This window comes from Acinetobacter sp. V89_4 (assembly GCF_029967875.1).
GTDB lineage: Bacteria > Pseudomonadota > Gammaproteobacteria > Pseudomonadales > Moraxellaceae > Acinetobacter > Acinetobacter oleivorans.
Genome location: NZ_JASCAI010000021.1, coordinates 13,911 through 29,390, shown reverse-complemented (window position 1 = coordinate 29,390; position 15,480 = coordinate 13,911). Strand labels below are relative to the sequence as shown.

Below are 15,480 nucleotides of genomic sequence, written 5' to 3'. Positions count from 1 at the left end.
CAGATTAAATAATTTGGCACGATGTCAGCTCACGGACAAGTGTACAAATTCACTTCACTTGTCCGAATGCTCAAATTTAAGACCTAGCATTCGCTAGGTTTTTTTATGCCTGCTCGGACAAAAATAAGAGAAAAATTATGGGCATACAAAAAATATTAAATGAGGAAGCACTTTACGGTGTTCCCGTTAAAATTTTCACTCAAGATATAGATAGTGAAAGTATCGAACAACTCAAGAAAATAGCACAGCTGCAATTTATATATTCACATATTGCTGTTATGCCAGATGTTCACGTAGGAAAAGGTGCGACTGTAGGCAGTGTTATTCCAACTAAACATGCCATTATCCCAGCTGCTGTAGGTGTAGATATTGGCTGTGGAATGAATGCAATTCGCTTAAGTCTAAAGGCCTCGCAATTGCCTGATAACTTAAGTCGTTTACGCGATGCAATCGAACGTAAAGTACCAGTCGGATTTGCTTTGCATAAACAAGTTAAAGCAAAAGCTTCTAGCATTATTCCACTTGAAAAACGCTTAGAGCCTATTATCAAAAAGCATCCTGGACTTGTTCGAATGCTTCGACAATTTGATGCAACATGGCAAAAGCAACTTGGTACTTTAGGTGGTGGCAACCACTTTATCGAGCTATGTATTGATGAAAATCAAGACGTATGGGTAATGCTACATTCAGGTAGCCGAGGACTGGGTAACGTTATTGGCACTTATTTTATTGAATTAGCCAAGAAAGAAGCACAACATCGTTTTGGTCACGTACCAGATAAAGACTTAAGTTATTTTACCGAAGGCTCAAACAGTTTTGATGATTATGTAGAAGCTGTAGAGTGGGCCCAAGAATATGCTTTTGAAAATCGCAAGGAAATGATGCGTTTAATTTTAGAAGCGATTCGCCCACTTCTACCCTCGTTTCAAATGACCAAAGAGGCTATTAATTGTCATCATAATTATGTAAGCCGTGAAACACATTTCGGTGAAAGTTTATTGATTACCCGAAAAGGTGCAATTCGAGCAGGCTTAGATGAATTAGGCATTATTCCAGGTTCAATGGGAGCACGCTCTTATATCGTCAGAGGTAAAGCAAACCCCGAGTCATTTTGTTCTTGTTCTCATGGAGCCGGTCGCAAGATGAGTCGAAGCAAGGCAAAAACTCTTTTTAACCAGCAAGATCTTATTGAACAAACCCAAGGTATTGAATGCCGCAAAGACAGTGGTGTTGTCGATGAAATCCCAAGTGCTTATAAAGATATTGATGAAGTCATGGCAAATCAGGCTGACCTCATTGAAGTTGTTCACACACTTAAACAAGTTTTATGTATTAAAGGTTAAAACATGAAAATTAAAGAAATGCCAAAAATCAAAGTCCGTAATCAAGTAGCTCTTTCCCCTTTACTGCACAAAGGTGGAATGCATGAAACGGAGAAACCTCGTGCTCAACATCGTAGAGATAGACAAGATGCTAAACAGCAATTAAGAAAAGGTGATTGGTAAATAATTTAGACCAAGATCGAAAGTAATTATTATTAAGGAGATATAGAAATGACTAAATATTTTAAAAATCGCAATAAAAAAAGCGACTCTAACGAGTCGCTTTTTTACTGTTCAAGAACCCAAATTATTGAGCTGCTGCAGGAGCTGCCGCTTCTTGACCAGGTTGAACAACTACAGTACGGCTACCAGTGATTGTCGCGAATACACGACGGTTCATAGCACGACCTTCTTTAGTTTTGTTGTCAGCAATCGGTTGATCCCAAGCGAAACCTTGAGTAGACAAACGAGATGCATCAACGTTGTATTCGTTTACAAGAGCTGATTTAACAGAGTTAGCACGAGCTAAAGATAAACGTTCGTTTAACTTACGTGGACCAGTGTTATCTGTGTGACCTTCGATACGTGCAGTAGCGTTAGGGTATTCAGTTAACTTCTCAGCAACTTTAGCGATTTCTGGCTTGTATTGGTCTTTGATGTTTGATTTGTTAGTATCAAAGAACACACGAAGTTCCATGTTAAGGTCTTCAGTTAACTCTTGTGGTTGTGGAGCAACTGGAGTTGGTTCAACTGGAGCAACTTCTACTACAGGAGCAGCAGGCTTCAAGTGACCACCAAGAACTACGTTTAAACCAGCAAGAGCTGTATAGTTCCAGAATTTTTCGTCAAAGTTATAAGTACCACGAGCTTCTGTACGAAGAGATAAAGCATCGTTTAAGCGCCAGAAAGCACCAAAACCAGCATTACCTAAAGTACCTTCTTCATCGTTATGGTACGCAAGATCAGGAATCTCGTATTTGTAGTGACCAGCACCTAACAATACGTATGGCTTGATTTTGCTGTCATAGTTTTTAGTGATTAAATCAGAAGTAACATAGAAGTTACCGTTGATTTGTTTTTGTTTGTATTCAGCGCCAGCAGCAAGACCGTCTACATCACCTTTAACTTGGTTATATTCAGCTTCGAAACCCAACCATGGAGTTAACTCAATACCAAGAGCTGCACCAACGAATAAATCGTCTTGTAGTTCAGGTCCGTTAGTTAACTCGCCATCTTTACCGCCATTGTTGTGTTGAGTGTCTTGGAAAGTGTAACCAAGCAATAATGGTGTAACAGTTACGCCAGCATTAGCAGCAGCTAATGGAGCAGCAACAAGCATAGCAAGTGCAATACGACTCAATTTCATGGATATCCTCCAGAGATAACAATTGTTGTTCAAGCTCAGCCTAAATTTATTGGCCCCTGAGATATTTTTACCCCAGTATTATTTTTAAGCTATTCACATTTGAATCATACAAACACTTGATAGACTTTCCAAGTGCTTGATAATTTTAATCAAGTAAATTATTGACAAAATTACTTACAATTTCCGTTGTAATTCGGTAATTTTTTACTCAACTAGCAAATATGAACAACTTCTTTCTTTCGCTTAGGGTGATTTTACCAGTATTCTAGCGTCCTGATAACCTTTATTTAATTTTGTGTTTCCTCATTATAAAAATTCATATAAATCATTGATAGAACGCATAAAATCAAAATATTTCTTTATATATTAAGGAATTTTAATGTTTAAATCTCCCGGTTTCACATTGATGGAACTCATTATAACGCTCGCAATTCTTATGATTATGTTCGCCCTAGCCCTTCCTTTATACCACCAATTTATGGCTTCAATGGAATTAAAAAACACGCCTCAACTACTCACAATTCATATACAAAAAGCCAAATACGACGCAATTCTACGACATAAGAGTGTCGTACTTTGCCCAAGTGTTGATTTGTCTATATGTAATAGTAATTGGGATACAAGGCTTATAAGCTTTGTAGACACAAATCATAATCTACAAAGAGAAAGCAACGAAGAAATATTAACCAATATTGAACTTAATCATCATTATGGTTCTTTGAAATTTCAAAAATTCGGCAAAAAATTAAATAGTATCGTATTTCAGGGAGATACCGGACTTCCACGTGAGTCTAACGGCAGTTTTACTTATTGTTCTTATAATCAGCTTAAAAATTTTAAATTAGTTCTTAGCAAAATGGGGCATGTACGCCTAGAAGAACTTCAAAATTGTTAGAACTCTACAGTCTAATACAGAATCCAAGCCATCCCCCATTTTGCAATATACTGCTTAAGTTTTAATGTTTTCTTAATTTGAGATAAAGAACAATCGGAGATTACAACAATGACTGATATCGTAATTGTTAATGGTGCTCGTACTGCCATGGGTGGTTTTCAAGGATCACTATCAGGACTTACAGCGCCTGAATTAGGTGCTGTAACGATTAAAGAAGCAATCGCACGAGCAGGTTTACAACCTACTGATGTCGAAGAAGTCATTATGGGTTGTGTTCTTCCTGCTGGCTTAAAACAAGGTCCTGCTCGTCAAGCAATGCGCAAAGCTGGTTTACCTGATTCTACAGGTGCTGTGACGATTAATAAGCTTTGTGGCTCTGGCATGAAAGCCGTGATGCAAGCAACCGACATGATTAAAGCAGGCAGTGCTGAAATTGTTGTTGCCGGCGGTATGGAGTCTATGACAAATGCACCTTATGTTTTACCAAAAGCACGTGCCGGCTATCGTATGGGCCATGGTGAAATTAAGGATCATATGTTTCTTGATGGACTTGAAGATGCTGAAACTGGTCGCTTAATGGGTTCTTTTGCTCAAGATATGGCCAATACTCGTGGCTATACACGCGAGCAAATGGATGACTTTGCAATTCGCTCTTTGAAACGTGCTCAAACAGCAATTACCGAAGGTTATTTCAAAGATGAAATTGTTTCGGTTACCGTGCCTAGTCGCAAAGGTGAGGTCGTTGTTGATCAAGATGAACAACCTCTAAATGCAAAAATTGACAAAATTCCTTCGCTTAAACCAGCTTTTGCAAAAGACGGTACAATTACCGCAGCAAATGCAAGCTCTATTTCAGATGGTGCATCTGCATTAGTATTAACTTCAAGTGAGGTTGCTACTCAACGTGGTTTACAGCCACTGGCAAAAATTATTGCAACAGCTTCAAACTCTCAACATCCTTCAGAATTTACAATTGCCCCTGTTGGTGCTATTGAAAAAGTTCTTAAAAAAGCGGGTTGGAATGCGCAAGATGTTGACCTATGGGAAATTAACGAAGCTTTTGCCATGGTTACCATGTGCCCAATTGATGATTTCAAACTTGATGCTGAAAAAGTCAATATCAATGGTGGTGCTTGTGCCCTAGGTCATCCAGTAGGTTCTACAGGTTCTCGTATTATTCTCACGCTGATTCATGCACTGAAACGTACTGGTGGAAAAAAAGGTATTGCAGCACTTTGTATTGGCGGTGGTGAAGCAACAGCCGTTGCGATTGAACTTATTTAATTAAAATTAACTATTTTAAAATCCCACTTCGGTGGGATTTTTTTATGAAAAAACTACAAAAAATGACCCACAAAATCACTTTTAAGTTTTAACTTATTCTTTTAAACGAAAACAACAATGGACAATAACAATGCAACTCAATCACTACCTCAATTTCCAAGGTCAGGCAGAGCAAGCCTTTAATTTTTATAAATCAGTTTTTGGTGGCGAGTTCGCCATGTTGAGTCGCTATGGTGATATGCCACCGTCAGAAGGTGTGACATTATCTGAAGCGGACAAAAATCTGGTTCTTCATGTTTCTCTACCTATCAATAAATACACTGTACTTATGGCATCAGATACAAATGATCAATTCTGTGCGCCTAACAGTGTTTTTACCCAAGGCAATAATCACTACATCGCAATTAATCTTGAAAAGGACGAGCAAGAAAAAGCTAAACAACTTTTTGATGCTCTATCTGTAAATGGTCAAATTGAAATGCCTCTAGAAAAAACGTTCTGGGGGGCATTATACGGAGCGTTTACCGATCAATTTGGTATAAAGTGGATGGTTAACTGCCAACTTGATACATAATTTTCAATATAAAAAAATCCCGCAAATTGCGGGATTTTTTTATTTCAGGATTTATTGAGCACCTGTTTGATAACTCGCTTCTGGCACACCAGTTGAAGCTTGATACGGATTGGTAAAGTCTTGCAAACCTGCCGCAGCCTCTTGTACGTCTTTGCCTTCTTTTACGACAAAGCTATCAAAACCAGAACGCTTTAAGTAGTTTAAAACATCCTTAAACACATCACCTATTGCTCGCAGTTCACCTTGGAAACCTTGGCGACGTAATAGTGCAGCAAATGAGTAACCACGCCCATCACCAAAGCCAGCAAATTCAATAAAGATTGCATCAAGTTCATTTAATGGAAATGTATGATCTTCAGGTGAATCATTCACAGTTACATACAAAGCTTTTTTGCCTTGAACGTTAGCTAATTGGTCTAGTTGAGCTGTTGTTACCACAACATCACCTTGAGGAACTACACCATCTTCAGCAATGATTTGATAAGTATTATCTGCAATCGTGCCATCTTTATAAAGCACTGGTAGAGCTGTATTAAGCATATGCACGCTCCTTAAATGGTTGAATTCCTACACGGCGATATGTATCAACAAAACGCTCACCTTCAGTACGCAAATCAAGGTAAGTATTTAATACTTCTTCGATTACATCTGGCACAGCATCTGCTGCAAATGATGGCCCTAAGATGTCACCGATTGATGCATCATGGTCAGAATTACCACCTAATGTAATTTGATAGAATTCAGCGCCTTTCTTATCTACACCTAAAATCCCGATGTTACCTACGTGGTGATGACCACAAGCATTCATACAACCAGAGATATTTAGATCTAAATGACCAAGATCATAAACTTTATCTAAGTCATCGAAACGACGTGTAATCGCTTCAGCAATTGGAATTGATTTCGCATTTGCAAGTGAACAGAAATCACCGCCCGGGCAACTAATAATATCGGTAATAAAACCAATATGTGCACGTGCCATATTTTGTTGCTCAAGCGCTTGCCATACATCGAACAAATCTTTTTGAGGCACATCTGCCAAAGCAATGTTTTGTTCGTGAGTCGTGCGAAGTTCACCGAAAGTATATTTATCAGCAAGGTCTGCAATAAAGTTCATTTCTTCGGTGGTCATATCACCCGGTGCAATACCTGCACGTTTTAGAGAAATCGTAACAATACGATAGCCCTTCACTTTATGCGCGTGCGTGTTGATATTGAACCATTGCTTGAATTTTGGATGCTCAGCAAATAAAGCAGTGAAGTCTTCATCTGCCAAATCTTGATAGTCAAATGGAATGAACTCTTCATCCAATTTTTTCAAGATTTCTGGCTGAATTCTTAATGATTCACGTGTATGTTCAAATTCAGCTTCAACTTTCTGTGCAAACACTTCAGGAGTTAATGCTTTAACAAGAATTTTGATACGTGCTTTATATTTGTTATCACGACGGCCATGCAAGTTATAAACACGTAAAACAGCTTCTAAGTAAGCAATTAAATCTTCACGCGGTAAAAACTCACGAATAACGCTACCAATGATTGGAGTACGGCCTAAACCACCACCAGCCATAATTTTATAGCCGATTTCACCCGCTTCATTACGCACGATGTAAACACCAATATCGTGGAATGCAGTTGCCGCACGATCTTTTTCTTCAAGCGCAGAAACTGCGATTTTGAACTTACGTGGCAAGAATGCAAATTCTGGGTGGAATGTACTCCACTGACGAATCAATTCACATGTTGGACGTGGGTCTGCAATTTCACCAGCAACTACACCTGCATATTGGTCAGTTGTTGTGTTACGAATACAGTTACCACTAGTTTGAATAGCATGCATTTGTACAGTTGCAAGTTCAGCCAAAATATCTGGCACATCTTCAAGTGCAGGCCAGTTCAACTGGATGTTTTGACGTGTAGATACGTGTGCATAACCACGGTCATAAGCAGTTGAAACTTCAGCAACTTTACGTAATTGCTTAGAATTCATTAAGCCATACGGCACAGCAATACGCAGCATAGGCGCATAGCGTTGCACATATAAACCATTTTGCAAACGTAACGGACGATATTCATCTTCAGAAAGTTTGCCAGCTAAATAGCGTTCAGTCTGATCGCGGAACTGAGCAACTCGTTCATTAACCAGCTGCTGGTCGAAATCGGTATATAAATACATGGCGTATGGCTAGTAGATTCATTATTAAGGCGGATAGCATAGCGAGCTTTCATTCATCAATAAAATGCTTTTTTTGCATATTTAATAACGGTTTTATTGATAAGCTTTAATATAAATCGACATAAAAAAGCCCGGATAAATCCAGGCCCTTTCTATAAAAACTTTTTATTTGTTATCTGGTAAGGCATAGGCCACTAAATAGTCGCCCATTTTTGTACCAAATGAACCATGACCACCAGCCATGATTACAACATATTGCTTACCATTGATTTCATAAGTCATTGGTGTTGCTTGTCCACCCGCTGGTAAACGTGCTTCCCAAAGTTTCTTACCATTAGTAACGTTAAACGCACGTAAGTAGTTATCTTGAGTTGCACCAACAAACATGACATTACCGGCAGTAGAAATTGAACCACCTAAACCAGGCACACCAATTTTCACAGCTGGTAACTGGAACAAGTTCGGTAAGCTGTCACGAATTGTACCAATACGTTTTTTCCATACCACTTCATGAGTTTTCAAATCAACGCCAGCTACATAGCCCCAAGCTGGTTGTTTACAAGGTAAACCAAGCGGAGATAAGAATGCGCTAATTTCAACACCATAAGGTACGCCGTACATCGGTTGTACGCCCTGCTCAGTTCCCGCACCCTTTGCAGTTTGTGCACGGTTTGGATCGGCAGGAATTAAACGACTGACGAATGGCAAACCAATCGGGTTCATTACAGCAACCTGACGGTCAGGGTTAACTGACATACCGCCCCATTCAAACACACCCAAGTTACCAGGGAAAACTAAAGTACCGTTTTCAGATGGTGGAGTATAAATCCCATCGTAATTTAGACGTTTGAAAGATACACGACACATGAGCTGATCAAGCATAGTAGCACCCCACATATCTTTATCAGTCAATTTATCTTGTGGAGCTAGGTTCAAGTCAGAGAATGGCTGAGTTTTAGAATAATGCTCGCCTTTAGTTTGTGGTCCACGTTTAACTGTTTGTGGAACTGGTTTTTCAGTTACAGGAACAATTGGTTGACCATTACGGCGATCAAGAACAAAGGCATTACCTGTTTTAGTCAATACATAGATTGCAGGAACAGTTTGACCAGCTTTGTTTTTGATATCAGCTAAAGATGGTTGTGACGGTACGTCCATATCCCATAAATCATGATGGGTTGTCTGGAAGTTCCACACTAATTTACCAGTTGAAGCATTAATCGCTAACATCGAGTTCGCATAACGCTCTTTCAACTCGGTACGGTCACCACCCCAGATATCTGGAGTACCTACACCTGTTGGAACATAAACGATATCAAGTTTAGCATCGTATGCTAAAGGAGCCCACGCATTTGGTGAGTTATGAACGAAATTCGTACCTTCGCCCGGCATTGCATTTGGATCTGCTGCGCCTGTATCAAATACCCAAAGAAGTTTACCAGTGTTAACGTCGTATCCACGAATTACACCAGATGGTTCTTTATTTGAGTAGTTATCTGTTACCGAACCAGCAATAACAACTGTTGAACCAGTCACGATACCAGGAGATGTTGGGTTGTAACCACCTGGGTAAGCATATGGCATAAACTCTTGCAAGTTCACTTCACCATTTTTACCAAAGTCAGTACATGCTTTACCAGTGTCAGCATTCACCGCAACTAAACGGCCGTCATTCACAGGAACAAAGACTTTACGCGGACATTGTGTAGAGTCAGATTTCTTGCTTTGAAGACTCGTTGCAAACTCAGTTGTGTTGTTTGCATCGTAGTACATCACACCACGACAAGTTAAATGCTGGAATGATTTATCCGTTTTAAGCTTCGGATCAAAACGCCATTTTTCTTTACCTGTAGCAGGATCAATCGAGATTAATTGCTGATGAGCTGTACAGATAAACATGTTATTACCGATTTTAATCGGTGTAACCTGATTGGTTGTTTCGCCAGAATCGTTATCTGTCTTAAGATCGCCAGTACGTAAAGTCCAAGCAACTTTCAAATCTTTTACGTTTTGATCATTAATCTGTTTTAACGGAGAATAACGTACACCTGCCTGAGTACGACCATACGCTGGCCAATCACTTTCAGCAACACCAGGCACGGCTTGAGCAGTTTCTGGTTGAGGTGTCTTGATTTCACCATTAATTTCTTGCGGATCGTTGAAGATAGAATAAACCATCAACAAGATTGCAATTGCTAGAGTTGAAGATAAGGCAACTTTACTTGATCCAAGGTTGCTGATTCCACGAGTTACGGCTGGAACCAATAACCATAAACCAAGAATACCTAAAATATCTAAACGAGGTGCAAGCGCCCAGAAGTCTGTTCCAACTTCCCAGACACCCCAAATAATGGTACCTAGCATTAAAGCAGCGTACACCCACAATGCTGTAGATGCGCGCTTATAGAGTTGCCATGCAACAATCAGGAGTAATACACCAGTAATAATATAGTAAATTGAACCGCCTAATGTAGCGAGCCAAATACCTCCAATTAACAGGAATAACGCTAATAACCCAATAATAATTACGGTAAAAGTCGTTAAACCTGATCTTGAAGTAGGTTGAGTCATAAACCACCTCTTATCAATCATCATTTTTATCGGAAAGATAGGCCAAGCTTTTCATCAAAAATCGACCTATCGATACATCTAAAACAAAACTCAGGCATAAAGAAAAAACGGAAGGTCAGGATTATTCAATCAATGATTTAGCCCTCGACAATCCGTTTTTCAGAGTAATTACGCTTAGAATGCAGTTGAGAATTTAATACCGCCTACCCAAGTGTTATCACCATTTTTTAATGCACCAACATGACGAACATATTGCACATTTGGACGGATAGTTAGCCAGTTTGTCGCATGAATACCGTAGTAAAGCTCGGTATTGTATTCAGTGTCGTATTCTTTATTTTGGACATCGTTCCAATCATCGTTGATATGGATACGCGCAACACCTAATGCCAACTCATCTTGAGGACGTTGATTGAGCAAACCTTTATAGACTAAGCCTACATTTTGCATGTTATCAATTTTGTTGGTATCAGAGTCGTGGAACGTCAGGTTCACAAATCCAGTCAAACCACGGTCTGTTTGATCAGCAGGCTGGAATAATTTTTGTTTTGCAGTTACCCATACACCTTGCTTATGAGATGTTTGAGCCTTATTTGTAATTTCTTCGGCATCAGCAGTGCTGTAGTAATACCCTAAACGGTATTCACCAGCCATACTTTGAGCGCCTAATTTAGGTGACCAAACTACTTCCGCAGGAATAATTGCCCCATGTGAACCATCAGTACTTAGGTTAAAACCTTTTCCTCGGTCCAGATTTTCTGGGTTATATTCATATACACCAACTTGGGTATATAAGTCGGGTTGCAAGTTATATTTAACGCGCATTGCCCATTGGCTGACTGGCCAGTTATACCACTGATCACCAACCCAGTTACCAACCTGCGAACCACAAAGCGCCAAGTTCTGGAAATCACAGTCAAAACTATTAAAGTCTTCACCTTCACCAAAACGACCGACTTTCACGTCTAACTTCTGATCAAGAAATTTTTTCTTGATCCACAAATCGGTTAAACGCCAAGTTTGCTCACGCCCCCACACTTCTTGTACCGAGCTTAAATGCCCCGCTAAAGCTGGTGAATGTTCAGAAAGTGATTGCCCATCACGATAAGTTAATGTGATTTGAGCTTCAGTATCTTGCCACCCTAAAATTTTGTTTAAATCAAAATGAGTTCCTAAAGCAAGTTGCCCCGTATAAGCACTACCATGCGTTGATGTATTTTTTGAATCTAAAATACCGGCATATTCGCCGGTATATCCAAAAGAAAAATCATAACCTTGTGCTTGTAACGCGGTGCGTTGACCGTTCCAATCACCCAACATCCACGGACTATTTGGGTCGAATGCAGCAGCAGCTTGTGCGTGCTGTATGAAAAGAGTAATTGATAAAACGGATAAACAGGAAGCCATCAAGGATTTATGTGTTTTCATGTTTACATACCTTTTATGTCTTTGTTTATAAAGGGTACGCTAATTTTATGTAAAGAAATTATTCAAAATGTTAATCAATTGATTAATCTAATAATAATCTTAATACACAGTGTCTAAGAAATGGCCTCACCTCTTTACCATTGCCCTTCACCAAGTTTTTGACCTATAAAGGAATATCTCATTTTTGATCTTGAAAACTTAATTGGGCAAGCCAACTGTGGTTCTGTATCTGCTGTATTATTCTGCAAAGGAACATCCACAATCCATCCACGTTGTTGTGCTAAGGGCGAATTTAATGACTCAGTGAGACTTAAAACAGGTTCTACACACACATCAATGTTTGCAAAAATTTCATGCCACTCTTTAAATGTTTTGCTTTTAATTTTTTCTTGAATTGCTTGTTTAACTTCTTTCCGATCTTCGGCATCTAATGAAGCACCCTTTTGTAATAATAGGGGCAGATCAAGCGCTATGGATAACCCTGACATAAATTGTGGTTCAAGACTACCAATTGAAAGATAACGACCATCTTGGGTCATATAATAGTCATAGAAAATCCCACCATTGAGCATGCCATGCTCTGGAGCCTGCTCGACTTGTGCAGCGAGTGTGGCTGATGCAGCCATACTATTTAAGCTAGCAACACAATCGGTCATGGAAATATCAATATATTGCCCCATACCACTACGCCCGCGTTCAACCACCGCCGCTAAAATAGCAATAACTGCATGAAGTGAACCACCTGCAATATCTGCAACTTGAATACCGAGTGGCGGTGGACCACTGTCTTGTCGGCCGCTATACCCAGCAATACCAGCTAAAGCTAAATAGTTAATGTCATGCCCTGCTCTATCTTTATAGCTTCCTGTTTGTCCATAACCTGTAATTGAGCAGTAAATTAAGCGCGGATTAATTTCGGCAAGTGTTGAATAATCTAATCCTAGACGGCGCATGACGTCAGGTCGAAACTGCTCTATGACAATATCGAACTCGGAAATTTTGGCTTTAATTAATTCGATACTTGCCGGATCTTTTAAATCGAGAACAATCGACTGTTTATTTCGGTTTAAATAACTATGTGCTGTTGCTTGCCCATTTGCATAGGGCGGCATGATCCGAATTAAATCTGGACGCGATGGAGATTCGATATGGATGACTTCTGCCCCCATATCGGCTAGATACATTGTGGCAAAAGGTCCGGGTAAGAGTGTCGAGAAATCGAGAACTTTAAGTCCATTTAATGCTGTCGTCATCGTTTTTTAACCACTATTATTCATATTTTCTTTTATATTAGTTAAGCAAATATTCTAAAACAATGTCATGTTCAGCCATTTACCTTGATCATTTCGGCAATTTAACATGTAAAAAGTGCTTTTACACTGTTGTAAATCGCCAATTTATTTTTTTAGACGGTCATTTAGGTCAATTTAAAGTGAACATCAAAGAGACTGAAGGATTCAATATGAGTCGCGATACGATTAGCATCCACTTCGTGAATGCGGCTTTGACAGGCGTAAAACGCCTTGGCATGGATGTCGAGACGTTACTTTCACATGTGGGTATCGAAGCGGAACTATTACGTCAACCTAAAGCTCGAATCTCGCCAGAACAATACACTCGTTTTATAAAAATGTTGTGGATGGTCACACAAGATGAACACGTTGGTTTTGATGTACAGCCACGTCGTTTGGGCACTTTTGCCATTATGTGTCAGTTGATTATTCATGCAAAAACCTTGGGCCAAGCCCTTGAACTCTCATCTCAATTTTACAAATTATTCGGTGATGAATGGTCTGTAAGCCTAGAGCGTGACAAACATGAAGCACGTTTAGTTCCACTCATTCCAAAAACATTAGATCCGGACCATTTCATTACTGAAAGTATGTTAATGATTTGGCATGGTTTGGCATCTTGGCTGATTGAACGTCGTTTACCTTTAGAACGTGTTCATTTTAGCTATCCACGTCCTGCCCATGCAGATGAATATGATGCATTATTTTTTGCACCGGTCATGCAGTTTGATGCACCGCGTACTGAAATTACTTTTGCAGCCGATTATCTTGACTTACCAATCCGCCAAGATGAAAAAACGCTAGAAGAGTTCTTAAAAGCAGCTCCTGCTCAGCTTTTAGTAAAATTCAAAAACACCAACTCGCTGACTTCTCGTATTCGTGACGTACTCAAAAGTCAGATTGGTGAAGAAATGCCAACGCTTAATGACGTTGCATCAATGTTGTACTTATCTCCTCAAACCTTACGCCGCCGCTTGGCTGCTGAAGGTAAAAGCTACCAAGGCGTGAAAGATGCCCTACGCCGAGATGCTGCTATTCATTTGTTACTCAATCCTGAATTAACACTTGAAGATGTTGCACAACAAGTTGGCTTTAGTGAAACCAGTACTTTCCATCGCGCATTTAAAAAATGGACAGGTGTGACCCCTGGTTTATACCGTCAGCTACACGGTTACCACTAATTCTTAAATCTCTTTAGTTTCACATTTAGCCCAAGTTCAACTTGGGCTTTTTTGTATCTCTATTGGCAAAAATCATCACCTGACTGGTGCGCTTATCGTCATTGCACTCGCTATTAAAACTAGTACACTCAAAACACAAATAAATTTTAAGCAATAAAAAAGGAACTGTTATGAGCGAGGCTTATATTATTGATGCCATTCGCACACCACGCGGAAAAGGAAAAAAAGACGGCTCTCTTTACGAAGTAAAACCAATTACCTTACTCACCACTTTATTAAATGAATTACAGCAGCGTCATCAACTCGATACGTCTAAAGTCGACGATATTGTTCTAGGTTGCGTAACGCCAATTGGTGATCAAGGTGGTGATATTGCTAAAACAGCAGCGATTGCAGCAGGTTGGAATGATGATGTTGCTGGGGTGCAAATCAATCGTTTTTGTGCTTCAGGTTTAGAAGCAGTCAACATGGCAGCAATGAAAGTTCGTTCGGGCTGGGAAGATTTAGTGGTTGCTGGTGGTGTTGAATCAATGTCACGCATTCCAATGGGCTCTGATGGTGGGCCATGGGCGTTAGACCCTGAAACAAACCTTAAGTCATCATTTGTTCCACAAGGTGTGGGGGCTGATCTCATTGCAACCTTAGATGGTTATAGCCGCGAAGATGTAGACACATTTGCAGTAAACTCTCAGCAAAAAGCCGCAGCAGCTCAGGCAAATGGCTATTTCGATCAATCAGTGGTTCCAGTAAAAGATCATTCTGGTGTGGTGATTTTAGAAAAAGATGAATTTATTAAAGGAAATACGACAGTTGAAGGACTGACTAAACTCAACCCAAGTTTTGAAATGATGGGACAAATGGGTTTTGATGCTGTTGCCTTACAAAAATATCCTGAAGCACAAAAAATCAATCATGTTCATCATGCAGGTAATTCATCAGGCATTGTTGATGGAGCTGCTGTTGTTTTATTGGCCTCAGAAAAAGCCGTGAAAGAACAAAACTTAAAACCACGTGCTAAAGTTTTGGCTACCGCACTCGTCGGTACAGATCCTACGATCATGCTGACTGGCCCTGCTCCTGCTGCACGTAAAGCGTTAGAAAAAGCAGGTCTAACCATTGATGATATTGACCTGTTTGAAGTCAACGAAGCCTTTGCAGCAGTTGTAATGCGTTTTATCAATGAACTCAATGTTCCACCAGAAAAAGTTAACGTAAATGGCGGTGCGATTGCTTTAGGCCATCCATTGGGTGCAACGGGTGCCATGATTTTAGGCACGCTACTTGATGAGCTTGAACGTCAAAATAAAAAGCGCGGTTTAGCGACGCTCTGTGTTGGTGGTGGTATGGGTATTGCCACCATTATTGAACGCATATAAAGATTAGGGATATAA

13 protein-coding genes are annotated in these 15,480 nt (G+C 39.8%); 7 read left to right on the top strand and 6 right to left on the bottom strand.

Annotated features, from left to right (window positions below; all coding sequences use genetic code 11):
• Window positions 1-137: 137 nt before the first annotated feature.
• Both QLG01_RS08730 and QLG01_RS08725 read left to right on the top strand, forming a co-directional pair.
• Complete coding sequence (locus QLG01_RS08730) at window positions 138-1,343, top strand: RtcB family protein (RefSeq protein ID WP_282496261.1); 1,206 nt, start codon at window positions 138-140, stop codon at window positions 1,341-1,343.
• Between the two features lie 3 nt (window positions 1,344-1,346).
• Window positions 1,347-1,505 carry a hypothetical protein gene (locus QLG01_RS08725; protein ID WP_005309734.1) on the top strand — a complete coding sequence of 53 codons (159 nt, stop codon included), beginning with the start codon at window positions 1,347-1,349 and terminating at the stop codon, window positions 1,503-1,505.
• A gap of 124 nt (window positions 1,506-1,629) precedes the next feature.
• Here QLG01_RS08725 and omp38 read toward each other — a convergent pair whose 3' ends face one another.
• Window positions 1,630-2,688, bottom strand: coding sequence for an outer membrane protein Omp38 (gene omp38 / locus QLG01_RS08720; protein WP_056483428.1), 1,059 nt, complete (start codon window positions 2,686-2,688; stop codon window positions 1,630-1,632).
• A gap of 379 nt (window positions 2,689-3,067) precedes the next feature.
• Between omp38 and QLG01_RS08715 the strand changes: the two genes are divergently transcribed.
• The 3 genes from QLG01_RS08715 (at window position 3,068) to QLG01_RS08705 (ending at window position 5,441) form a co-directional block, all read left to right on the top strand.
• Complete coding sequence (locus QLG01_RS08715; RefSeq protein ID WP_282496260.1) at window positions 3,068-3,583, top strand: GspH/FimT family pseudopilin; 516 nt, start codon at window positions 3,068-3,070, stop codon at window positions 3,581-3,583.
• Between the two features lie 108 nt (window positions 3,584-3,691).
• Entirely contained in the window at window positions 3,692-4,867 is a 1,176-nt protein-coding gene (locus QLG01_RS08710; RefSeq protein WP_282496259.1) for an acetyl-CoA C-acyltransferase, read from the top strand.
• Between the two features lie 130 nt (window positions 4,868-4,997).
• Complete coding sequence (locus QLG01_RS08705) at window positions 4,998-5,441, top strand: VOC family protein (protein ID WP_282496258.1); 444 nt, start codon at window positions 4,998-5,000, stop codon at window positions 5,439-5,441.
• A gap of 51 nt (window positions 5,442-5,492) precedes the next feature.
• Here the strand turns inward: QLG01_RS08705 and QLG01_RS08700 are convergent, their stop codons facing one another.
• The 5 genes from QLG01_RS08700 to QLG01_RS08680 form a co-directional block, all read right to left on the bottom strand.
• On the bottom strand, window positions 5,493-5,981 hold the full coding sequence (locus tag QLG01_RS08700; RefSeq protein WP_013196886.1) for a DUF934 domain-containing protein: 489 nt from the start codon (window positions 5,979-5,981) through the stop codon (window positions 5,493-5,495).
• Window positions 5,974-7,617: a nitrite/sulfite reductase gene (locus QLG01_RS08695; protein ID WP_192834357.1), complete on the bottom strand. Its 1,644-nt coding sequence runs from the start codon at window positions 7,615-7,617 to the stop codon at window positions 5,974-5,976. Before QLG01_RS08695 ends, QLG01_RS08700 begins: the two co-directional genes overlap by 8 nt.
• Window positions 7,618-7,782: 165 nt before the next feature.
• Entirely contained in the window at window positions 7,783-10,188 is a 2,406-nt protein-coding gene (locus tag QLG01_RS08690) for a glucose/quinate/shikimate family membrane-bound PQQ-dependent dehydrogenase (protein WP_004789203.1), read from the bottom strand.
• A 174-nt stretch (window positions 10,189-10,362) separates the two neighbouring features.
• Entirely contained in the window at window positions 10,363-11,595 is a 1,233-nt protein-coding gene (locus QLG01_RS08685) for a carbohydrate porin (protein WP_081399253.1), read from the bottom strand.
• A 155-nt stretch (window positions 11,596-11,750) separates the two neighbouring features.
• Window positions 11,751-12,869: a CaiB/BaiF CoA-transferase family protein gene (locus QLG01_RS08680; protein WP_151821351.1), complete on the bottom strand. Its 1,119-nt coding sequence runs from the start codon at window positions 12,867-12,869 to the stop codon at window positions 11,751-11,753.
• Window positions 12,870-13,078: 209 nt separating this feature from the next.
• Here QLG01_RS08680 and QLG01_RS08675 point away from each other — a divergent pair, with 209 nt between their 5' ends.
• Entirely contained in the window at window positions 13,079-14,089 is a 1,011-nt protein-coding gene (locus tag QLG01_RS08675; RefSeq protein WP_004638954.1) for an AraC family transcriptional regulator, read from the top strand.
• Window positions 14,090-14,259: 170 nt separating this feature from the next.
• Complete coding sequence (locus QLG01_RS08670) at window positions 14,260-15,465, top strand: acetyl-CoA C-acetyltransferase (RefSeq protein WP_282496257.1); 1,206 nt, start codon at window positions 14,260-14,262, stop codon at window positions 15,463-15,465.
• Window positions 15,466-15,480: the final 15 nt, after the last annotated feature.